This window comes from Streptomyces sp. NPDC007917 (assembly GCF_042959105.1).
Taxonomy (GTDB): Bacteria; Actinomycetota; Actinomycetes; order Streptomycetales; family Streptomycetaceae; genus Streptomyces.
In genome coordinates this window covers 190455-212503 of sequence record NZ_JBIBKK010000002.1, presented here as the reverse complement: position 1 = coordinate 212503, position 22049 = coordinate 190455, and the positions used below count along the sequence as shown (strand labels likewise).

General features: G+C 71.7%; 19 protein-coding genes. 16 read left to right on the top strand and 3 right to left on the bottom strand.

The genetic code is table 11. The features are described from left to right. Nucleotides 1-100: 100 nt before the first annotated feature. The 3 genes from ACFZDL_RS03995 (at nucleotide 101) to ACFZDL_RS03985 (ending at nucleotide 2769) form a co-directional block, all read left to right on the top strand. Complete coding sequence (locus tag ACFZDL_RS03995) at nucleotides 101-709, top strand: nucleotide-binding domain containing protein (protein WP_353591242.1); 609 nt, start codon at nucleotides 101-103, stop codon at nucleotides 707-709. An 11-nt stretch (nucleotides 710-720) separates the two neighbouring features. Further along, complete coding sequence (gene pdxA / locus ACFZDL_RS03990; RefSeq protein ID WP_353591241.1) at nucleotides 721-1725, top strand: 4-hydroxythreonine-4-phosphate dehydrogenase PdxA; 1005 nt, start codon at nucleotides 721-723, stop codon at nucleotides 1723-1725. Nucleotides 1726-1842: 117 nt separating this feature from the next. Next, nucleotides 1843-2769: a phosphotransferase gene (locus tag ACFZDL_RS03985; RefSeq protein ID WP_353591240.1), complete on the top strand. Its 927-nt coding sequence runs from the start codon at nucleotides 1843-1845 to the stop codon at nucleotides 2767-2769. Between the two features lie 70 nt (nucleotides 2770-2839). On the opposite strand, the gene ACFZDL_RS03980 is transcribed toward ACFZDL_RS03985, so the two are convergent. Beyond that, the gene (locus ACFZDL_RS03980; protein ID WP_353591239.1) at nucleotides 2840-5137 is read right to left on the bottom strand and encodes a FlgD immunoglobulin-like domain containing protein; all 2298 of its coding nucleotides are present in this window, start codon (nucleotides 5135-5137) and stop codon (nucleotides 2840-2842) included. 425 nt (nucleotides 5138-5562) lie between these two features. Between ACFZDL_RS03980 and abc-f the strand changes: the two genes are divergently transcribed. Further along, nucleotides 5563-7197, top strand: a complete 1635-nt coding sequence (abc-f, locus tag ACFZDL_RS03975) for a ribosomal protection-like ABC-F family protein (protein WP_353591238.1) — start codon at nucleotides 5563-5565, stop codon at nucleotides 7195-7197. A gap of 79 nt (nucleotides 7198-7276) precedes the next feature. Beyond that, complete coding sequence (locus ACFZDL_RS03970; RefSeq protein ID WP_353591237.1) at nucleotides 7277-8899, top strand: ABC-F family ATP-binding cassette domain-containing protein; 1623 nt, start codon at nucleotides 7277-7279, stop codon at nucleotides 8897-8899. Between the two features lie 52 nt (nucleotides 8900-8951). Here the strand turns inward: ACFZDL_RS03970 and ACFZDL_RS03965 are convergent, their stop codons facing one another. Further along, nucleotides 8952-9611 (bottom strand): GntR family transcriptional regulator, encoded by a 660-nt coding sequence (locus ACFZDL_RS03965; protein ID WP_353591236.1) that lies wholly within the window; start codon nucleotides 9609-9611, stop codon nucleotides 8952-8954. Next, nucleotides 9608-10240, bottom strand: coding sequence for a VOC family protein (locus tag ACFZDL_RS03960; RefSeq protein ID WP_353591235.1), 633 nt, complete (start codon nucleotides 10238-10240; stop codon nucleotides 9608-9610). Before ACFZDL_RS03960 ends, ACFZDL_RS03965 begins: the two co-directional genes overlap by 4 nt. Before the next feature lie 422 nt (nucleotides 10241-10662). On the opposite strand from ACFZDL_RS03960, the gene ACFZDL_RS03955 reads away from it, so the two are divergent. From ACFZDL_RS03955 to ACFZDL_RS03905, 11 genes are read left to right on the top strand one after another with little or no spacing between them, the layout of a single operon-like run. Further along, nucleotides 10663-11802 carry an ABC transporter substrate-binding protein gene (locus ACFZDL_RS03955; protein WP_353591234.1) on the top strand — a complete coding sequence of 380 codons (1140 nt, stop codon included), beginning with the start codon at nucleotides 10663-10665 and terminating at the stop codon, nucleotides 11800-11802. 10 nt (nucleotides 11803-11812) lie between these two features. Continuing rightward, complete coding sequence (locus ACFZDL_RS03950) at nucleotides 11813-13627, top strand: ABC transporter permease (RefSeq protein ID WP_353591233.1); 1815 nt, start codon at nucleotides 11813-11815, stop codon at nucleotides 13625-13627. Then, the gene (locus tag ACFZDL_RS03945; protein WP_353591232.1) at nucleotides 13624-14502 is read left to right on the top strand and encodes an ATP-binding cassette domain-containing protein; all 879 of its coding nucleotides are present in this window, start codon (nucleotides 13624-13626) and stop codon (nucleotides 14500-14502) included. Before ACFZDL_RS03950 ends, ACFZDL_RS03945 begins: the two co-directional genes overlap by 4 nt. Beyond that, nucleotides 14502-15251: an ABC transporter ATP-binding protein gene (locus ACFZDL_RS03940; protein WP_353591231.1), complete on the top strand. Its 750-nt coding sequence runs from the start codon at nucleotides 14502-14504 to the stop codon at nucleotides 15249-15251. Before ACFZDL_RS03945 ends, ACFZDL_RS03940 begins: the two co-directional genes overlap by 1 nt. Beyond that, a complete protein-coding gene (locus ACFZDL_RS03935; protein ID WP_353591230.1) occupies nucleotides 15251-16339 on the top strand; it encodes an LLM class flavin-dependent oxidoreductase in 1089 nt (362 codons plus the stop codon). Before ACFZDL_RS03940 ends, ACFZDL_RS03935 begins: the two co-directional genes overlap by 1 nt. Continuing rightward, nucleotides 16336-17502 carry an alkylhydroperoxidase domain protein gene (locus ACFZDL_RS03930; protein ID WP_353591229.1) on the top strand — a complete coding sequence of 389 codons (1167 nt, stop codon included), beginning with the start codon at nucleotides 16336-16338 and terminating at the stop codon, nucleotides 17500-17502. The genes ACFZDL_RS03935 and ACFZDL_RS03930 overlap by 4 nt, the downstream gene beginning before the upstream one ends. A gap of 18 nt (nucleotides 17503-17520) precedes the next feature. Continuing rightward, nucleotides 17521-18162: an OsmC family protein gene (locus ACFZDL_RS03925; RefSeq protein WP_353591228.1), complete on the top strand. Its 642-nt coding sequence runs from the start codon at nucleotides 17521-17523 to the stop codon at nucleotides 18160-18162. Further along, nucleotides 18159-19226, top strand: a complete 1068-nt coding sequence (locus tag ACFZDL_RS03920) for an LLM class flavin-dependent oxidoreductase (protein WP_353591227.1) — start codon at nucleotides 18159-18161, stop codon at nucleotides 19224-19226. The genes ACFZDL_RS03925 and ACFZDL_RS03920 overlap by 4 nt, the downstream gene beginning before the upstream one ends. Beyond that, nucleotides 19223-20080: an ABC transporter permease gene (locus tag ACFZDL_RS03915; protein WP_353591226.1), complete on the top strand. Its 858-nt coding sequence runs from the start codon at nucleotides 19223-19225 to the stop codon at nucleotides 20078-20080. Before ACFZDL_RS03920 ends, ACFZDL_RS03915 begins: the two co-directional genes overlap by 4 nt. 7 nt (nucleotides 20081-20087) lie before the next feature. Continuing rightward, nucleotides 20088-20948, top strand: coding sequence for an ABC transporter ATP-binding protein (locus ACFZDL_RS03910; RefSeq protein ID WP_353591225.1), 861 nt, complete (start codon nucleotides 20088-20090; stop codon nucleotides 20946-20948). Then, nucleotides 20941-21948 carry an ABC transporter substrate-binding protein gene (locus ACFZDL_RS03905; RefSeq protein WP_353591224.1) on the top strand — a complete coding sequence of 336 codons (1008 nt, stop codon included), beginning with the start codon at nucleotides 20941-20943 and terminating at the stop codon, nucleotides 21946-21948. Before ACFZDL_RS03910 ends, ACFZDL_RS03905 begins: the two co-directional genes overlap by 8 nt. Nucleotides 21949-22049 lie beyond the last annotated feature (101 nt).

Below are 22049 nucleotides of genomic sequence, written 5' to 3'. Positions count from 1 at the left end.
GCGACACGGTCCGCGGGTGACGGCCGTCGACGCCACGGGAACGCTCGCACGGCTGCGTAATTCGCGCAAGAGGTCTCGCGCGCTTCACGCAAATTGTGTCATGATCCTAGCCGGGCGGCCCAGGCCGGGCGCGCCCAAGGAGGTTCGATCCCGTGCCCCGCCCCCACCCCCGCATCCGTCCGGCTCGCCGCCCGTACCGCCGTATGTCGTCGCGCTCGCGGACGACCTGTCCGGCGCGGCCGCCTGCGCGCTCGGCGGCCCGGTCCGTCTGTCGCTCGACACCGCCGGCATCGCCACACCCCCGCCCGCGCCCGCCCGGGACGGCATCCCGCTGCTCTTCGTCGTGGGGACCGCCGAGCCCGGCGCGGTTGCGCAGATCGCGCGCCTCACCGCGCCCGGCGCACACCATGCGCCACTGGATCCGGCCGGCCTGGCGGCGGGCACCGTCCGCCTGCCGCCCACCGCCACCGCGCCTGTTCTGACCGTGTTGTCCATCGACGGCTCGGCAGGCCCGCGCCCCGGCGCGGGGCGGGCCCTCAGCACCGCCCTGGGGGCGCTCGCCGCCGGGTACCCGGGCCGCCCCGATCTCGTCCTGACCGGCGGCGAAACCGCCCGCGCCACCCTGGACGCGCTGGGCGTACGCGAGCTGGAACCGCTCGGCCGCCTCCACGGCAGCCGCCTGAACCCGTCACCCACCCCTCCCGCCTAGGAGCTGTTCTCATGACCGCCCCCCTCCCCCTGATCGCCGTCACCATGGGCGACGGTGCCGGCATCGGCCCCGAGGTCGTCGTCTCGGCCCTCCTCGACGACGCCGTCCTGACCCGCTGCCGCCCCGTCGTCGTCGGCGACGCGCGGCGGCTGCGCGAGGCCGCCCGCGTCCTCGGCCTGGACTGCGAGATCGCCGCCGTCGACCACCCGCGCGACGCCGCGTTCACGCCCGGCCGCGTCAACGTGGTCGACCTCGGCCTGCTCCCCACCGACCTGGCCTGGGGCGAGCTGTCGCCGGTCGCGGGCGGCGCCGCGTACGCGTACATCGAGCGCGCCGCCGAACTCGCCGTGGCGGGCGAGGTGCACGCCATCTGCACCGCACCTCTCAACAAGGAGGCCCTGCACGCCGCGGGACACATCTACCCCGGCCACACCGAACTCCTCGCCCATCTGACCGGGACCGAGGAGGTCTCGATGATGCTCTCCACCGAGAAGGTGAAGGTCATCCACGTCACCACCCACATCGGCCTGATCGACGCCGTCAACCGCATCGAGCCGGGCCTCGTCGAGCGCACCGTGCGCCGCGGCCACGAGGCGATGGTCCGCGCCGGAAACCCGAACCCCGTCATCGGCGTCTGCGGCATCAACCCGCACGCGGGCGAGAACGGCCTCTTCGGCTACGGCGAGGAGGACGAGAAGATCGTCCCGGCCCTGGAGAAGCTGCGCGCCGAGGGCGTCGACGCCCGGGGCCCGCTCCCCGCCGACACCGCCTTCTTCCTCGCCGCGCGCGGCGACTACGACCTGATCGTGGCGATGTACCACGACCAGGGCCACGGCCCCGTCAAGGTGCTGGGCATCGAGGCGGGTGTCAACCTCACCGTGGGCCTGCCCGTCATCCGCACCTCCGTCGACCACGGCACCGCGTTCGACATCGCCGGAACGGGCACGGCGGAGGCCGGCAGCATGGTCGAGGCGCTGCGCCAGGCGGCCGAGATGGCCACGGTCCCGGTGTCCTAGCCGCGGGGCGCCACCGCCGGCGCGATCGAGGCCGGTGGCATGCTCGGCGCCGGGCACACCGTGGTGCCCGCGAAACTCGCATGACGGTGGCCCACGTGCTCCCTAGGATGGGATCTTGTGCGTTCCCGTCCTTCCTTCATCAATGATGAGGCGATCGCGAGTGCGATTGCCGCCCACTGGCTGCCCGAGGTGGTCGACATCGACTACCTGCCCTGGGGTTTCGGCGCGTACCACTGGCGGGTGGCCGGTGGCGGTCAGACCCTGTTCGTGACGCTGGATCAGCTGGCGCCCCGTCACACCGCCGCCTCGCTGGAGGCCGCCTACACGGCGGCGGCCGCCCTGGCCGCCGGTGGTCTGGAGCTGGTGTGCGCGCCGTTGCCCGCGCGGTCCGGGCGGCTCACCATCGATGTCGGACCCGGTGTGCTCAGCGCGACGCCGTGGCTGGACGGCCGGTCCCCGACCGAGGCGGAGGCCGGTGCGCTCCGGCACGTCCGCGAGGTGATCGCGGTGCTGGCCGCCTTGCATCGCGCCGCGCCACCGGAGGGCCTGCCGTGCTGGACTCCACGGGTCGGCCCGGAGTTCGCCGACGAGCTGCGGGCGCGCACCGCCCGGCCTTGGGCGTCCGGCCCGCTGGCGGAGGAGGCCCGGGGCGCCCTCGCCGCACACCATGACGCGATCAAGCGCTGGACCGGCCGTTATCGGGAGCTGGCGGACATCGCGTACGCCCGCCGGGACACCTGGGTGCCGACCCATGGCGAGCCGCACAACGACAACCAGGTCGTGGTGGCCGGTGGACTGAAGCTGGTCGACTGGGAGTCGCTGGCCCTCGCGCCGCGCGAGCGGGACTACGCCGATCTGCTCGACACCGATGAGGGCGAGGGATTGGCCGCCGATCCCGCGATGGCCGAGCTGTTCGCGCTCGACTGGCGGCTTTCCGAGCTCGTCGACTACGCGCGCTGGTTCGCCGCTCCCCACACGGGCACCGACGACGACCACATCGCGCTGGAAGGGCTGTACGAGGAACTGTCGGAGGCCACCGATTGACACGGCGGGGCGGAGCGCGGCGTTCGCCGCGCTCCGCCGGCCGGGCTTTGAGCGTCGTGGCGTCAGAGCCTCATGAACCGGTGACGGCGAGCGTCCCGGAGACGGTGACGGTCTCTCCCCGGCCGTCCGCGGGGGCGGCGGTCAGGATCCAGGTGTAGGCGCCGTCGGGGGCGGTGGCGCCCTCGTCGGTGGTGCCGTCCCAGGAGACCTTGACGGTGCTCGCGGCCGCGTCGCCGGTCCAGGTGCGCACCTCGGTGTCGGTGTCCGGGTCGTGCAGTGTCAGCTTCCAGGACGCGGCGGGCTTGGACAGCCACCACTGGGCCCTCCAGGCGGTGGTGTCCTCGGCGCGGTCCCAGGTGGCGGGGGCGCTGCGGTCCGGGACGGACAGCGCGGACACGCCGTGCTGGGGCGCGAAGACGTGGACGGTTTCCGCCCTGTCGACATAGGCGAGCTTGCCCGCGCGGCGGTCCACCGCCCAGGTGACGCCCCGGCTGTCGGCGGCGGAGCCGGACTTCACCCCGAGGACGGTGCCCAGATCGGTGGTAGTGCCGTCCTCGCCGAGCCCGGTGAGGCTGAGTGCCCCGTCGGTGTCGTTGTACCGGGCGATGAAGCCGTCGCCGAGGAGGACTTCCTCGGCCGGGGCGGAGTAGGCGCGCCCGGAGGCCGGGTTCTGGACGCCGGCCTTGCCCTGTTCGGGGCAGCTCCAGTAGAGAAGTGTGCCGTTGCTCTGCAACTCCTCAGGTGTGCAGGAGGCGCCGAGCGACACGGTGTCGGTCTGCTTCCCCGTCCGCAGATCGGTGGCGATCACGGTGCCGGGCCGGTCGGGGGAGGCCGTCCAGAGGGTGGAGTAGTCCAGGGCCGCGGCCTGGACGGCCTGTTCCTCGACGATCCGGTCGCGCACGATGTCGATGACGTACTGCCGCTGGTAGGGGCCCTGCGACTGGTAGAGGACGTACTCGGGGGAGACGTCCAGGATGCGGCCGTCCGAGGCGGGCAGCGGCAGCCGGTCGACGGGCCGGTCCGGGTCGTCACCGGTCACCAGCACGTCCTTGCCGCCGTTGTCCGGGTCCGCCACCAGCCGGGCCAGGCCCTCGTCGCCGCCGTCGGCGAACCGCCCCGGCGCGGAGTCGCCGTGGACGGGCAGATCGTCCCCGGCGGACGGGTCCAGCGCGGTGCCGACGTCCTTGCCGTGCAGCCGCTCCGTCTGCTGCAGCGCGTTGACGTAGCGGACGGTTCCCCGGTCCAGTCCGAGCGCCTCGATCGAGCCGTAGGCCAGCGTGACCGGTGTCACCTCGCGCAGCCGCTGGTCGAACACGAGCCCGCTGCCGTCCACGGTGAACCCGTGGATGGTCCGCTTGCCGTCCGCGTCGCGGCCCAGGGCGGTGAGCGTGCTGTCGCCCCCCTGCAGACCCTGTTCGATGTCGGTGAGCAGGACGCGCGGGGTCTCCGCCCCGTCGATCGGCGTCAGACGCAGCGGGCCCCGGTCGCCCTCGTGCCACAGCACGTTCCGGCCCACCGTGTAGGCGGTGATCTCGCTGTCGGGGGACTGCGGGGTGAGCGGGACGATCCGCGGTGTGCTCGTGGTGCCGTCGCGCGGCAGCACACGTACCCCCTGCCCGTCCTGCCGGCTGAACCACGTCACCGTGTCACGTGTGATGCGGAAGCTGCTCGCCTCGCCCGTGACCGGCAGCGGGGTGACCGCGCCGGTGATCCCGTCGAGGATGCCGTAGCCGTGGGTGGAGCCGGTGCGGTAGCGGATGAGGAGCGAGGTGCCCTCGCCGCCGAACAGCACCGGTTCGGACTCGGCGGTGGCGTCCGCCGGCAGCCGCACCTGCACGTCGTAGGGCGTGCCGCCGGTGCGGGGCCGCAGCACCCGCAGTTCGTCCGAGCCGTCCTCCCCGGTCCGGGAGGCGAGGACGAACCCGCCGTGCACCCGGGGGTGGGCGTAGCCGTCCGGCAGTCTCAGGGTGGCCGTGGTGTTCCGCTCGATGTTGAGCAGGGTGATCGAGGTCCCGCCGTCCTCGCCGGTGGTGGCGTAGGCGACCCGGTTGAGCTCGTCGTAGCTCGAGAAGATCGACTCCCGTGGCACACCGTCAAGCGCCTTCACCGGAACGGTCCGGCGGTTGTAGGTGTTGGTCCACAGGTAGCTGTTGGAGCCCTGCTCCTGGTGCAGCACACCGTTGGCGCCGGTGAACAGCAGCGTCTCGGCCCGATCGCCGTAGGCATCGGGCGACGGGATGACCACCTCGGTGGCGTCGGCCGCCTGGGCGGTGGCCGGCGGCAGCGATACGGCCACGCCCGAGGCGAGCGTGAGCACGGCCGCGGCCAGCGCCGCGGAGCGTCTGAGACGCGATTGACGTACGTTCATTTCTCTTCCCCCTCGCTGATCGACCAGCGGCGACCAGTCGCCTCCCGGTCACCCGTGGGCCTGCCGACCGGGCAAGGCCCACGTCAGGGTAAGGACAACTTCCCCGCTGCGGCGGCTCTTGCCGAAGATTGCGCATCGGGTGGACCGGAGTCTGATGATCGAGTAGAGGCGCCGGGCCGGGCGGACGCGGACGCGGATCCGGTGGGATGCGGGCCTGCTGCTAGGCTGGAGCGGACGTAATCGTGTACCGAGGAGCGGTTGACATGGTGGGTGACGACGACATCTGCGGGTGATACCCGGATGTGAGCGGCCACCGGCTGGTGCGGAGGAGCATCGCCGACGTGGCCCGGCCGTCGTTCCCTTTTCCTGTCTGCCCGGGGTAGAGGTCTCTTTCCTCCCCCTCTCACATCGCACGAGGTCACCCCATGTCCGATGCTGCCATCGTCTGCTCGAACCTCTCCTTCACCTGGCCCGATGACACCCCCGTCTTCCAGGACCTGTCGCTGACCGTGGGCACCGGCCGTACGGGGCTGGTCGCTCCGAACGGCTCCGGCAAGAGCACCCTGCTCAAGCTGATCGCCGGCGAACTGCGGCCCGGCGCCGGGTCCGTATCGGTGCTCGGCACCCTCGGCTATCTGCCCCAGAACCTTCCCCTCACCGGCACACTCACGGTGGCCGAGGTGCTGGGCGTCGCCGAGGTGATCCGGGCCATCGACGCCGTCGAGTCCGGCGACGTCGACGAGAAACACTTCACCACCATCGGCGACGACTGGGACATCGAGGAACGCACCCGCGCCCAGCTCGACCGCCTGGGCCTGACCGACCTCACCCTGGACCGGAGGCTCGCCACACTCAGCGGCGGTCAGGTCGTCTCCCTCGGACTCGCGGCCCAGTTGCTCAAGCGGCCCGATGTGCTGCTGCTCGACGAGCCCACCAACAACCTCGACCTCGAGGCGCGCCACAAGCTCTATGACGTGCTGGAGGACTACAACGGCTGCCTGCTGCTCGTCAGCCACGACCGGGCCCTGCTCGACCGCATGGAGCGCATCGCCGAACTCGGCGGCGGCGAAGTCCGCTTCTACGGCGGCAACTTCACCGCGTACGAGGAGGCGGTGCGGGCCGAACAGGAGGTCGCCGAGAAGAACCTCCGCAACGCCGAGCAGGAGCTGAAGCGGGAGAAGCGGGAGATGCAGCAGGCCCGTGAGCGCGCCGAGCGCCGCGCGAGCAACGCCGCCCGCAACCTCAAGAACGCCGGACTTCCGCGTATCTTCGCCGGCAACATGAAGCGCGGAGCCCAGGAGTCCGCGGGGCGGGCGGGGCAGATGCACGCCTCCCGGGTCAGCGAGGCCAAGGCCCGGCTGGACGAGGCGGGGCGGGCGCTGCGCGACGAACAGCGCATCACCGTGGACCTTCCGGACACCGATGTACCCGCCGGGCGCACCCTCTTCCTCGGCGAGGCCATGCAGGTCCGCCACGGCGAGCGGCCCGTGTTCGCCGGCAAGGGCGTCGACCTGACCATCCGAGGGCCCGAACGCATCGCGCTCACCGGGCCCAACGGAGCGGGCAAGAGCACACTGCTGCGGCTGGTCAGCGGCGACCTGACGGGGGACAGCGGCGAGATCAAGCGAGCCGACGGGCAGATCGCCTACCTCTCGCAGCGGCTGGACGTACTGGACCGCGACCGTACGGTCGCGGAGAACTTCGCCGCCTTCGCCCCCCAGCGGCCGCAGGCCGAACGGATGAACCTGCTCGCCCGCTTCCTCTTCCGCGGCGCGCGGGCACATCTGCCGGTCGCGGTCCTCTCCGGCGGCGAACTGCTCCGAGCCACCCTGGCCTGTGTCCTGTGCGCCGAACCGGCCCCCCAACTGCTGCTCCTGGACGAGCCGACGAACAACCTGGACCTGGTCAGCGCGGGCCAGTTGGAGAGCGCCCTGGGCTCCTACCAGGGCGCTTTCGTGGTGGTCAGCCACGACCAGCGGTTCCTCGCCCGGATCGGCGTCGACCGGTGGCTTCGGCTGGCCGACGGCGAGCTCACCGAGACGGGCGCACCTCAGCAGTAACGGGCCGACGACCGCCGGCCGGGCCCGCCGAGGTGTGTCACCCGGCGGGCCGGGCACCTTTCACCCGGGACGGATCACCATGCCGCAATCACCCCTGCTCGCCCACGACCTCGTCCGCACCCTCGGCAGCAGACGGGTGCTCGACGGCGTCTCCCTCGCCGCCTCCCCCGGCCACCGCGTCGGGTTGATCGGGGAGAACGGCGCCGGGAAGTCAACGCTGCTCAGGCTGCTCGCCGGGGCGGACACACCCGATGCCGGACGGGTGACACGCCCGGCCGGCCTGGGCTTCCTCCAGCAGGAGATGCCCTTCGACGCCGGGGCCACCATCGCCGACGTCATGGACGACGCCCTGCGCGAGGCGCGCGAGGACCTCGCCGAGCTGGAACGCCTCTCCGGGGAACTGGCCCGCACACCGCAGGATTCCCCGGCCTACGAGGAGTTGATGGAGGGGTACGGCAGGCGGCTGGAGCGGGCCGAGGAGCGCGAGGCGTGGGACGCCGACCGGCGGGCCGCGCTCGTACTCGACGGGCTCGGTCTCGGCGCGCTCGCGCAACGCCTCACCCTCGGGTCGCTCTCCGGCGGCCGGCGCGGCCGGCTCGCGCTGGCCGCCCTCCTGGTCCGGCGGCCCTCGGCGCTGCTGCTGGACGAGCCGACCAACCACCTCGACGACGATGCCGCCGCCTTCCTGGAGGAGCAGGTGCGCGGGCTGCCCGGCGCCGTGGTGCTGGCCAGCCACGACCGGGCCTTTCTCGACGCCGTCTGCACCGATCTGATCGACCTCGACCCGGCCGTGGACGGCCCGGTCCGCTACGGCGGCAACTACACCGCCTATCTGTCGGAGAAGAACGCCGAGCGGCAACGCTGGGAGCGGCGCTACGCCGAGGAGCAGCAGGAGCTCGAGGCGCTGCGGCAGACGGCCGGTGTCACCGCCCACGCGCTCGCCCCGAACCGCGAGCGCCGCGACAACGAGAAGATGGGATACGGCCACCGCGCCGGCCGGGTGCAGAACCAGATCTCACGCCGGGTGCGCAACGCGACCCGCCGGCTGGAGGAACTGGAGCGCGCACAGGTCGGCGCGCCGCCGTGTCCGCTGCGGTTCCAGCGCACCGCGCTCGCGGCCGAGTCGGCGGACGGCACCCTGGTGGCGCTGCGCGACGCGCGGGTGGCGGGCCGCCTGTCCGTCGGGCGTCTCGAGGTCTCGGCGACGGAACGGCTGCTCGTCACGGGTGGCAATGGAGCGGGCAAATCCACGCTGCTGGCCGTGCTCGCCGGGCGGATCACCGCACAGGGCGAGGTACGGCGGCGCCGCGGGCTGACGGTGGGGCTGCTGGCCCAGGACACCGTGTTCGACCGGCCGGAACGTACGGTTCGGGACACCTACGCGCTCGCGCTCGGCGCCGAACGGGCAAAGGCCGTCCCACTGGACTCGCTCGGTCTGATGCACGAGGCGGACCTGGACAAGGCGGTCGGGCATCTGTCGGTCGGTCAGCGGCGCCGCCTTGCTCTGGCGCTGCTGGTGGCGCGCCCGCCCGCGCTGCTGCTGCTCGACGAGCCCACCAACCATCTCTCACCGCGGCTGTGCGACGAGTTGGAGGAGGCCCTGGGGACCGGCCCCGGTGCGATCGTGGTGGCCAGTCATGACCGGTGGCTGAGAAAGCGCTGGCAGGGCCGGGAGATCCGGCTGGACTCCGGCGCGCCGTGAGCCATGGCGTAAGGCTCCGCTCCGCCTCTTCGCCAAGCGGGCCGCGGGAGCGTCAACACCGGATGGCCGTGTGGTTCCGCTGGAAGGCGTCCACCTTCAGGTCCCGGGTGCGGGACAGATGGTGGATCATCGTCGTGCGCGCCGCTTCCGCATCGCCTCGGCGGATGGCGTCCAGGATCGCGAGGTGTTCTTCCTGACCGGCCCGGAGGGCCTTGTCCAGGTGGTCGACCGGCGTCATCTGCGCGTCGTAGATCTGCTGGAGGACGCCGAGTCCGTCGAGCAGCCGGGACATCGTGCCGTTGTGTGCCGCGGTGCGCAGGGCCTGGTGCCACTCGGTGTTGAGCCCGAGGTGCTTCTCCGGGTCGGTGCAGTGTTCGGCCTCGGCGGTGATGCGCTCCAGTGACGCCAGGTCGCGGCGGGACGCCTGTTCCGCGGCCGCCGCCGCGCAGGCCGATTCGAGGGTGATCCGGACGTCGTAGATCTCGCGGATCTCTTCCGGGGTCCGTGTCTTGACGACGTAGCCGCGGATCTCACGGTTGATCAGCTCCTCCTGGGCCAGCCGGGCGAGTGCTTCCCGTACGGGGGTGCGGGAGACGCCGAGCTTCTTCGCCAGGGCCGTCTCCAGGAGGACGGCGCCCGGGGGGAGTTCACCGCCGACGATCATGGCGCGGATGGATTCGTACTGCGCGGCGGCGGAGTCGTAGACGCTCATGTGAAGGTCACCGGCCCGTGTGCGGTGTCAACGGTGAAGGAGAGCCGCAGCGGGCCGGTGCTGAGCGGCAGGCTGGTGCCCAGGGCCAGGATGAGGGCACGGACCCCGTCCGGGTCCGGGGTGCGGGCGGACAGGTCCAGCAGGGGTGTGTGCGGGAGGGCGGCCTGGGTGGGGTGGGCCGATCCGGTCCAGTCGATGAGGAACGGGACCAGGCCGGAGGGGTGCGCGGTGTCGGAGGAGGTCAGGCGCCAGGTCAGCAGGGCGCCATCCGGTCGGCGGCGGCTCATCGGGAGTACCGGCCCCGGGTCGTAGCCGACGGCGTGGGCATCGGCGACGGCCTTGTCCAGGTCGGGCGGGCAGATGGCCCAGGTCACCGTTTTTGGGCCGGTCAGCCGGTCGATGCCGAAGGGGCGGGGGAGTGGCGGCTCGGGCTGTTCGGGGTCCGGGCCGATGATCTCCAGATAGCCGGAACCGCCCAGCGACACCAGGCAGTTGCGGGTGCCGCGGCCGGGGTGGGCACCGCCGGGGGCCGGCTGGACGCCGGTGCGCCGGGCGAAGTCGGCGACCGTCGCCTCGAGATCGGGCGTGGCGAGGACGATGTGGTCGAGGAGTCCGGGATGCGCGTTCATTCCGAGGAGATTACGTACACGCGTGTATACGTTCAAGCCTTGACGTGGAAGAACGCGCACGGCTACGGTCGGAGCACATCGAGTCCGAGGATCTGACGGGAGGGAGCTGTCGTGAAGTCCGCTGTGTACGACGCCCCCGTCCGCCTCGTCGGCTTCGCCCGCGCCCTGCGGCGCCACATCGATCTGCTGCGGGTCTCCGGCACGCTCTGTCGCGTCTGATCTCGGCCGGGTCCGTCCCGCCTCAGATGGATGGCGTCCGGCTTCGCCCGCGGCACTGCCTGTCTCCTGTGGGCTCCTGACCCGCCATACGGCGTTTTTCCGCCTTTTCTCCCTTTCTCTTCTCTTCCGGCCATTGCCGTGTGCGCCCGTACGTCCGGGCGGCGGCTACCCGGCGTTGCCATGTCTTCATCAGGAGTACGACCGTGATATCCAGCAAGAGACGCCTGCTCATCGGGGCCCTGACGACCACCTCCCTGCTGGCCCTGTCGGCGTGCGAAGGCTCCGGCACATCGGCCGACGGCACCGGCCCCGTCTACTTCGGGGTTTCGGCTCCCGTGACCGGCCAGTACGCCGAGTACGGGAAGTTCTACAAACAGGGCTTCGACCTCGCGCTCGACCAGATCAACGCCGACGGCGGCATCAACGGCCGCAAGGTGAAGCTGAAGTGGGAGGACAGCCAGTCCGACCCCAAGCAGTCCGTTCCGATCGCCCAGAAGTTCGTCAACGACAAGAGCATCATCGCGGAGCTCGGCGACTTCTCCAGCCCCGCCTCGATGGCCGCCTCGCCGGTCTACGAGCGCAACAAGCTGGTTCAGTACGGCTTCACCAACTCCTCGCCGAAGTTCACCCTCGGCGGGCAGTACATGTGGAGCCCGGGCATCTCACAGGCCACCGCCGAGGTCCAGCAGACCGATGAGCTGGCGAAGTTCGGCAAGAAGGTCGCGGTGGTCTACCAGAACACCGACTGGGGCAAGCAGGTCTTCGAGATCTTCCGGAAGCGGGCGGAGAAGCTCGGGCTGACGGTCACCTACAGCTCCGCCTACCTCCCCTCCACCACCGACTTCCGGCCGCTGCTGATCAAGGCCCGCGACTCCGCGCCCGATCTCGTCTACGACATCGGCTATGACAACGACGCCGCGGCGATCCTCACCCAGGCGCCCAAGGCGGGGGTCACCGCCAAGATCTTCACCGAGCAGCTGACGGCCACGGGCATCAAGCTCGCGGGCCAGAGCGCCGAGGGCGCGCTGACCACGGCGACCTGGTTCCCCAACTCCACCGAGCCCCGCGTCAAGGCGTTCACCAAGGCGTTCAAGGCGAAGTACGGGCATGTCCCGGGCGCGTTCGAGGTGTACGCGTACGACGCGCTGACCCAGCTGGTGCACGCGGCCAAGAAGGGCGGGGCCACCCGGCAAGGCGTGTACCAGGGGCTGAAGAGCTCGACCGATCTGCCGAGCGTGCAGTACGGAAAGTTCCGCTTCCAGTCCGACCGCCGTCCTGCCGACCCGCCGACCCCCGTCGCGGTGATCGTCAAGAACGGCGAGCAGGTCCCGGCCGAAGGATGACGGTCGAAAGATGATCGACACACTGCTCGCCGGGATCATCCACGGCAACACCTATGCGCTCGTCGCGATCGGACTCTCGCTGATCTTCGGCGTATCCAATGTGGTCAACTTCGCCCAGGGGTCGGTCTTCGCGGTCGGCACCATGTCCGGCTGGTGGCTCATCGCCGAGCAGCACTGGCCGCTGTGGGCGGCGATCGTCGGCGTCTGCGCCTTCACCGCCGTCCTGGGCCTGGTCGTCAACGTGCTCGCGGTCCGGCCGCTGGCCAAGGTTCCGCCCATCGCCGCGCTGCTGGCCACGTACGCGGTCTCGGTCGTCCTGGACAACCTCTCCCAGGTGGTGTTCGGCCCCGACACCCGGCGGTTCCCGCAGGCCCTGGACACGCTCAACTTCCAGGTGGGGGGCTTCCGTTTCGGCACCCTCGACGTGGTGATGTTCGCGGTGAGCGTCGGCTGCATCCTGCTGCTCGGCGGCTTCCTGAAGTTCACGAAGTACGGGCAGGCCATCCGCGCCACCGCCCAGGACTCCGACGCGGCGCTGCAGATGGGCGTGCCCGTGGGCAGGGTGCGGAACCTGTCGTTCATGCTCGCCTCGGCGCTCGGCGGCCTGGCCGGTGTCCTGGTCGGCATGTACAACAGCAACATCTCGCCAAGCTCCGGTACGGCCGCGGGGCTGACCGCCTTCACCGCCGCGACCCTCGGGGGCCTCGGCAGTCTGCCCGGAGCCGTGCTCGGAGGGCTGGCGCTGGGCATCGTCGAAGCCTTCGGCATCTCGTACTGGGGCGCCGGGGTCGACAACCTCATCATCTTCGGCGTCCTGTTGCTGGTGCTCTGGCTGCGGCCCGGGGGACTGCTGGGCAAGGTGCCCCTGATCTCCGCCGAGCCGCTGACGGGGACGTTCCTCGGCGGCGGCCGGCCGGTCCGGCTGAGGTGGTGGCAGGTCGTGGCCCTGGCCGGAGCCGCCGGCGCCGTGCCATGGGTGGCGGACGACTACCAGCTCACGACCGGCACCCAGGTGCTGATCTTCGCGATCCTGGCGCTCTCCCTCACCCTCGTCTCCGGTTCCGCGGCCCAGGTCTCACTCGGCCAGGCCGGGCCCATGGCGGTGGGCGCCTACACCTCGGCGCTGCTCGTCGGGGAGCACGGCTGGCCCTTCCTGGCGGGGCTGTTCGCCGCCGGCCTGGCGGCCGCGGTCGTCGGCACCGTGCTCATCTCACCGACATGGCGGCTCAGCGGCCACTACGTGTCCATCGCCACCCTCGGCATCGGAGCCGTGACCGTGGCCGCGATCCTCAACCTCGACTGGCTGACCCACGGCCCGCTGGGCATCACGGCCATCCCGCCGCCCAGCCTCCTCGGCCACCAGATCATCACCCCCACCGAGACCTATCTCCTCGACCTGACTGTTCTGCTGGTCGCGCTCGGGCTCGTCGTACGGCTGCAGAAGTCCTTCCTGGGCACCGTCTGGTCGGCGGTCGGCGCGGACGAGACGGCCTTTGGCGCCTCGGGTCTGCGCCCGGCCGACTACAAGGCGCTCGCGTACGCCGTCGGTGCCTTCGTCGCCGGGCTCGCCGGAAGTCTGCTGGCCCACCAGTACAGCTATCTGGACCCGACGATGTTCAGCCCCGACCTGTCCATGCTGGCCCTGACCATCATCGTGCTCGGCGGGATGAACAGCCCGTTCGGCGCCGTGCTGGGCGCGGTGGTCCTCGTGGGCGCCCCCGAGTTCCTGCGGATGGCGCAGGACGCCAGACTGCTGACCTACGGAGTGCTCTTGCTGCTGCTCATCCGATTCCGGCCGCAGGGCCTGTGGGCGAGGCGGGCATGACGGCCGAACGCCCTCCCACACCCGCGCCCGTACTCGAAGTCACCGCTCTCGCCCGCTCCTTCCGCGCCGTACGCGCCGTGAACGGCGTCTCGTTCCAGGTCCGGCAGGGCGAGGTGGTCAGCATCATCGGCCCCAACGGCTCCGGCAAGACCACGACGCTCAACCTGCTCGGCGGGCTGCTCACCCCCGACAGCGGCGAGATCCGGCTGCACGGCCGCCGCATCGAGCGGCTGCCCGCCGAGCGCAGGGCGGAACTGGGCATCGCCCGCACCTTCCAGAACGGCCGGGTCTTCGCGAGCCTGCCTGTCGCGGACAATGTCTACGTCGGTCAGTACGCCACGCTGAAGCACACCCGGCCCTTCCCCCGGCTGCGCCATCTGCCCGTGCTGCGCTGGCTCCCCCTGCTCGCCGAACTGCTGCTGGCCCTCGTGCAACCGCCGGCCGTGCGACGCGAACAGTCCGAGGCCGCCGCGCGGACCGAAAAGCAACTCGCCCGCTTCGGGACCCGGCTGCTCCCGCGCGCCGACCACCGCGCGCACACCCTGTCGTACGCCAACCGGCGGCGCACCGAGATCGCCCGCGCCCTCGCCCTCGAACCGACGCTGCTGCTCCTGGACGAGCCGACGGCCGGGATGAACCAGACCGAGACGGCGGAAGTGCTGGCCCAGCTCCTTGAGTTGAAGGCCGAAGGACAGACGATCGTGCTGGTCGAGCACAAGATCGACCTGGTGATGACGGTCTCCGACCGGGTGATCGTGATGGACGAAGGACAGGCGATCGCCGCCGGGACGCCCGCCGAGGTCCGTGACGACGAGCGGGTCGTCGAGGCCTACCTCGGCCGACGCCGTGCGCAACGCGAGGGGGTGTCCCGGTGATGGCGTCGGCGTCGGCGCCGGTGTCAAACCCGCCGCTGCTGGAACTGAAGGACATAGACGTCTTCTACGGCCCCTCAAAGGCGCTTGACCAGGTGTCCCTGCAGGTCGGACCAGGTGAGATCGTGTCCCTGCTCGGCGGCAACGCCTCCGGCAAGTCCACCACCATGAAGACCGTCCTGGGCCTGCTGCGGCCGGCCGCCGGCCAGGTCGTGCTGGACGGCGAGCGGATCGACACCCTGCCCACGAGGGCCCGGGTGCGCCGGGGCATCGCCTCCGTCCCCGAGGCCCGACGGGTCTTCACCGGTATGACGGTCGAGGAGAACCTGCACCTCGGTGCCTTCACCCGCGCCGGACGCGGCGAGATCCGCCAGGACATCGAGCGGCTCTACGAGTCCTTTCCGCGCCTGGCCGAACGCCGCACCCAGCACGCCGGCACCCTCAGCGGCGGCGAGCAGCAGATGCTGGCCTTCGCCCGGGCGCTCATGAGCAGACCGCGGCTGATCTGCATGGACGAACCCACGATGGGGCTCTCCCCGCTCTTCGTCGACCGGGTGCTGGACATGATCGCCGACGTCAACCGCACGCTGGGCGTCGCGGTGCTCATCGTCGAGCAGAACGCCGAACTGGCCCTGTCCATAGCCTCCCGCGGCTATGTGCTGCGCACCGGCTCGATCGTGCTGCACGGGCAGGCGGGCGCGCTGCTCGACGACCCGTCCGTCCGCGAGTCCTACCTCGGAAAGGCCACCTGATGTCCGAACGACAGCCGTTCCGGCTGGGCGTCTTCACACGCCTGGTCGACGACGCCCCGCCCGCCGAGCTGTACGCGCGGGCCCTGGAGGTGTTCACCACCGCCGAAGCACTCGGCTTCGACACCGGCTGGGTCGCCCAGCACCACCTGCGCGACCAGGGCGGGTTGCCGTCGCCCCTGGTCTTCCTGACGGCCGCCGCGGCGCGTACGACACGGCTGCGGCTCGGCACCGGGATCATCACCCTGCCCCTGGAGAGCCCGTTCCGGCTCGCCGAGGACGCCGCGGTGCTCGACGCGCTCAGCGGCGGACGGCTGGAGCTCGGCTTCGGCACGGGCGGCGGCGACCTCGTGTTCTCCGTCTTCGGCCAACGGGTGGAGGACCGCCGAGACACCTACGAACGGGCCCTGCGGGTGGTGCGCGACGCGCTGTCCGGCAAGGAGCCCGCGTCCGGCGCCCCGCCCCTGTTCCCACCCGCCGAGGCCCTCGGCGACCGGCTCTGGGAGGCCACCTTCGGGGAGGCGGGGGCGGTACGGGCCGCGCGCAACGGCAGTGGTCTGCTGCTCGCCCGTACCGCTCTCAGCCCGGTGCCGGACGGTCGGCCAAAGCCACCCCGCGTACCGCTCGGCGATGCGCAACACCCCCTGGCCTCGGCCTACCTGGAGCACTGGGCGCGGCCGGACGCCGCTCCCCGGATCGGCCTGTCCCGGTCGGTGTACGTGGCCCCGAGCCGCGCGGAGGCGCTGGCGGACGCCGAGGACGGCTTCCGCCGGTTCGCCGCGGTGGCGGGCGAGGCGGCGGCCCGGCGCACCCAGGACGACGCCCATGTCGGCAGCCCCGAGGACGTCATCGCCTCGCTCGGCGCCGACCGGCTGCTCCCGCTGGCCAGTGACCTGATCGTCCAGGTGCACTCGATCGACCCGTCGCACGACAAGACGCTCCGGTCGCTGGAGCTGATCGCCACCGAGGTCGCCCCGGCGCTGGGCTGGCGGCCCGGCCATCACGACACCCACCGCCACGGCCAGGAAACCGTGCCCGGGCGCGGCGCCACCACCACCGATTTCCCCGCCGAGGAAGGCCACCCACGATGACCACCCGATCCGGGACACCCACCGATCTGATCGACACCCTGCTCGGCAGCGCACCGGGCTCACCCCTGGCGCGGCTGCGCGCCCGGCGACCGGAGGCGACCGGCCACACCCAGGGCAGCTACGACGCGCTCTTCGCATCCGCCGCCCCCGCCACCGCCGTGACCGCCACCGAGCGGTTCGCGGCCGCGCTGCGGGTGGCGCGGCTGCACGGGGACCAGCCGCTGGGCGAGCACTACACCGGGCAGCTGCTCGGCACGGCCGGTGCGACGAAGGAGCTCGTGACGGCCGTCGAGGACCTTCGACCGCTGCCCCGCGCCACCGAACCGCTCGCCCCTGGAGCGCAGTCCGACCGGCCGCTGCCCGACCGGCTGCGCGCCATCCTCGCCCACGCCGATCTGCTCGTCCTGCGGCCCGCGGCGGCCACCCCCGCCGACCTGGACGCCCTGGCCGAGGCCGGGCTGGACGCGGCGGAGATCATCACGGTGTCGCAGCTCATCGCGTACGTCAGCTTCCAGGTCCGGCTGCTGGCCGGCCTGGCGCTGATCCGCGGCGACGAGCGGCCCGCACCGGGCCCCGCACACGGCCCGCTGGACGCGCCCCAGGCCGGATTCACCCAGGAACAGCTGGGCTGGACGCCCTGGCTGGAGCCCGTCGCGGTCGAGGAGGTGACGGAAGAGCAGCGCGCGGTCCTGCCCGGACAGCGCCTGCAGTCCCCGTACTTCCGGCTGCTCGCCCTGGACCCGGCGGTGCTCGGCGAGCGCACCGCCACCGACAACGGCATCTTCTACACCCGAGGCGGCCTGCCCCGGCAGGAGCGCGAACTCGCCGCCACCGTGACCTCGCGGGTGAACGGCTGCGTGTTCTGCGCGTCGGTGCACAGCCGCTTCGCCTCCCAGCTCTCCAAGCGGGACGGGGACGTCCAGCGGCTTCTGGACGAAGGCGTGGACACCCCGCTCGACGACCGCTGGCGCGCCATCACGGATCTCGCGGCGGCCCTGACCACGACACCGCCGACCGCGGACCAGTCCCATGTCGCCGCCCTGCGCGCACTCGACCTCGACGACCTGGACATCCTCGACGCCGTCCAGGCCGCCGCGTTCTTCGCCTGGGCCAACCGTCTGATGCTGACCCTCGGCGACCCCGAACCGTCCGCGCGGCACTGAACCGAAGGAGCCACCGCCATGTCCCCCACCGCGACAGCCAACGCCACCACCCGCACCAAGAACAAGGACGACGAGCTTCAGGCACCGGACCAACTGCTCGACACCGCCGCCGACCCCCAGCCCGGACTGCGCGCCTACCTCGAGGTCAAGCGCGCCGCGCTGCTCGCCAAACGGGAGGCCGAGCGCACCGCCCCCGCGACCGAGCCCAACCGGCTGCGGGCCAGGACCAAGGCCGAGGAGCGCAGCGGTGTGCGGCGCATCCGGATCCGCCACCACCAGATCCTCAGTGACTCCCCGCTGGACTTCGCCGGGTACGACCTCGGGCCCGCCTCGCCCGAGATCCAGCTCGGCGTACTGTCCAGCTGCCTGACCCACATCTTCCTCATCCAGGCCTCCGACCTGCGGATCCCCCTGGACTCCCTCGAAGTCGAGGTGCAGGCCGACCAGGACCCGCGCGCCGGAGCGCCCGGGTTCGAGCAGGTGCCGATCTACCCGCACAACATCTCGTACACCGTGCACATCACCTCACCGGCCACCAAGGCGCGCATCCGCGAGCTGCACGAGACGGTCGAGCGCAAATGCCCGATCTACAACCTCCTCATCAACCCGCAGAACATCACCGGCCGAGTCGTCCTGACCGGCAGTCCGGAGGAGATATGACCGCCCCGCGCATCCGGCTCGGCTTCCTCACCCACGCGAACGGGCCCGTCGACACGCGCGAGACCTACCGGGGCCTCCTGCGAGTCTTCCAGGCCGCCGACGAACTCGGTTACCACACCGGCTGGATCTCACAGCACCACTTCCAGGACGACTACGGACGCGTTCCCTCACCGCTGCCGTTTCTGGCCGCCGCCGCCGCGCGGACCAGCCGTATCCGGCTGGGCACGGCGGTCGTGATCGCCCCCTTGGAGGATCCCGTACGGCTCGCCGAGGACGCCGCCGTCGTCGACGAGATCAGCGAAGGGCGGCTCGAACTCGGGCTCGGCAACGGGGGATTCGGCCCCGAGGCGGAGAGGGTCTTCGCGGCATTCGGCATCGACCCGGCGCTCCGCCGGGAACGGGGCTCACAGGTGCTCGCCCGGACGCTGCGGACCCTGCGCGGCGAACCGCTGGGAGACCGCCCGGACGGCCCCGTCCTCCAGCCGCCCGTCCCCGGGCTGGCCGACCGGGTGTGGTGGTCCTCCGCCCATCCGCACGGCGGTGCGGAGGCCGGGGACCGGGGCGCGGGACTGCTGCTGGCGCGCCGCGCGCTCGGCGTGGAGGGCCCGACGGACCTCGACCAACTGCGCGTGGTCGAGCGCTACCGGGAACACCTGGCCGCGGGGCCCGGAGCGCCGCCGCGCATCGCCGTCTCACGCGCCCTGTTCGCCACCAAGGACCCTGCGGCGAGCGAGGGGGAGTTCCGCCGGATCGTCCGCCACTATCTCGAAGGGCCCCTGCGCAACGGCGAGTTCCCGCCCGGCCTCGGCTTCGACGACTACCTCGCGCGGTCCAACTTCTTCCACGGCCATCCGGAGCAGATCGCCGAGCAGCTGAACCGTGACCGGATCCTGCCGTACGCGACCGAGCTGATCGTGCAGGTCCACTATGGCGCGACGGTGGAGGAGTCGCTGCGCAATCTGGAACTCGTCGCCACCGAGGTCGCCCCGCTGCTCGACCCTCCCACGGAGTCTCCCGGGAAGGTTCCCGTGGGCGCGGCGGTGAGCGCGGAGGTGCGCCCGTGACCACGGCGACGAGGGCGGCACCGCCCGGCACCCACCGGGCCGGGGAACCGCCGGCGCGGAAGACCGGCCCCGACCGCGGGCGCCGACGCGGAGCCTGGAGGCCGGACCCGCTGCCGTGGCTGCTTCCGCTCGGTGTGCTCGTGGTGTGGCAGCTGGCCTCCTGGAACACCTGGATGGATCCGCTGCTGCTGCCCTCGCCCGGCGCGGTGGCCCGCGTCCTGTGGGACTCCGCCGGCGACGGCACCCTGTTCACCGACCTGTCCGCGAGCGTCGAGCGCTGGGCCTCCGGCTTCCTGATCGGCGCATCACTGGGGCTGCTGCTCGGCTCGCTCGTCGGCCTGTCCACGCTGTCCGAGCGGCTGCTCGACACCTCGGTGCAGATGCTGCGCACCGTACCGGTGTCGGGCCTGTCGCCCCTGCTCATCGTCTGGCTCGGACTGGACGAGGCGCCGAAGATCGTGCTGGTCGCGGTGGGCAGCTTCTTTCCCGTCTACATCAACACCTTCGGCGGCATCCGCAACGTGGACCGCAAACTCGTCGAGGTGGGCCAGGTGTTCCAGTGGAACCGGCCCACGGTGCTGCGCCGGATCGTGCTGCCCGCTGCGCTCCCGGAGATCCTCAACGGCATCCGGTACGCGCTCGGCGTCGCCTGGGTGCTGCTGGTCCTCGCCGAACTCCTCGGGGCCACCTCGGGGCTGGGGTTCATGCTCAACCAGGGACGCGAGCTGTCACGGGTCGATGTGGTGATCGCGGCGCTGTTGGTCTTCGCCGTCGCGGGCAAGGCCGCCGACCTGCTCGTACGGGCCGCGGAGCGACGGCTGCTGCGCTGGCGCGACCTGCAGGCGGGGGCGTGAGCCGAGCATGAGCATCGCCTTGTCCCTGCGCGGCTACGGCCGTACGTTCACCACCCCGGCCGGTGCCCTCAGGGCCGTCGACGGCGTCGACCTGGACATCGCGCCGGGCGAGTTCACGGCCCTGGTGGGCCCGTCCGGCTGCGGCAAGTCGACCATCCTGCGGGCCATCGCGGGCCTGGACACCCGGGGCGACGGGGAGGTGTCCGCTGGTGGTGAACCCATCACCGGGCCGCATGCCTCGCGCGGCCTGGTCTTCCAGGAACACCGTCTCTTCCCGTGGCAGTCCGTCGCCAGGAACATTGGCGCCGGGCTGCGGGGCGACCGCGCCGCGCGCGGTCGACGGGTGGCCGAGCTCCTGGACCTCGTCGGCCTGGAGGGCTTCGCCGACGCCTACCCCGGTCAGCTGTCCGGCGGTATGGCGCAGCGCGTGGCCATCGCCCGCGCACTGGCGCCCGCTCCGGACGTCCTGCTGCTGGACGAACCGTTCGGCGCCCTGGACGCGTTCACCCGGATCCGGCTCCAGGACGCCCTGCACGACATCTGGGCCGCCCACAACGTCACCGCGGTCCTGGTCACCCACGACATCGACGAGGCGGTCGCGCTCGCCCAGCGCGTCGTCGTCCTCGACCCCCGCCCGGGGCGTGTGCGGCGCGTCCACGAGATCGGCCTGCCCTACCCGCGGGACCGGGCCTCGGCGCGCTTCGCCGAGCACCGCGCCGCGCTGCTCGGGGACTTCGCGCTGAGTGGCCTTACGCCACGCGCGGATGCCTCACGCGCGGATGCCTCCCCCACCGATTCACCACGCACCGATGCCCCACGCACCGATTCCTCACACACCGATCCTTCCGAGGAGAAGCACCATGCCTGACCTCCCTGTGTCCCGGCGCGGACTGCTGCGAGCCGCGGTGGGCGGCGCCGCCGCGACATCGCTCGCGGCGTGCGGGCCCGGCGCCGAGGCCTCCGGTTCGGCGGCGAAAGGTCTCGCGGGGCAGCTGAGGATCGGATTCCAGCCGCCCTACATCGTGATGGACGTGCTGCAGAAGCAGAAGACGCTCGACTCCGCGCTGCGCGGCGACGGCACCGACGTCTCGCTCAGGGTCCTCGACCCGACCGTCATCCAGCAGTCGGTGGCGGCCCGCGCGCTCGATCTCGGGCTCGGCGGGCTGGGGCCGATCCAGCTCGCCGGCCAGCCGTTCACCGTCGTCGCCCTCGTCGAACACAGCCCGCGGACCCAGGCGCTGCTGGTCCGCAAGGACTCCGGTATCACGAGCGTCGCCGATCTCAAGGGCAGGAAGCTGGGCTCCTACGGCACCACGGTCAACGCGAACCTGTTCGTCCTGCGCGCGGCGGAGAAGGCGGGGATCGACACGGATGAGATCAGGTTCGTCCCCCTCACCACCGACCAGATCACCGCCGCGCTGCTCTCCGGCTCCGTGGACGCCGTACAGACCTGGGACCCGTTCGCCGCCCAGCTCGAGGCGTCGAAGCGCACCCGTACGCTGCTCACCGGCCAGGGCCTGGTCGAGAACTATGTGGTGCTCTACGGCCACCGGGACTATGTGAAGAAGTACCCGAAGACCATAGCCAAGGCGCTCCGCACCTACCGCAAGGCGCTGGCCTGGGTCAACGCCCACCACGACGAGGCGCTGCGGCTCTTCGCCTCCGCCAACAAGCTGAACACCGAGGTCGCGGCGGCCACCTTCCGCCGCCGTGAGTACCTGCTCTCGGCGCCGGACGAGCGCTTCCTCGCCGATCTGAAGCGTCAGGAGAGGGAACTCAAGGCATCCGGAGTCCTGACCAAGAGTGTCGACTGGGACGCGGCGATCGACCACACGATCGCCGCGAAGGCCCTGGCCTCGGAGGGGTGATCCGAGCGGTGTTCCGGAAAGGCGGCGGGCGGAGATCTGGCTGAAACCGATGGTCAACAGTTGTGGACCATCGGGTAGTCGCCCATGGCGGGTGCATGACA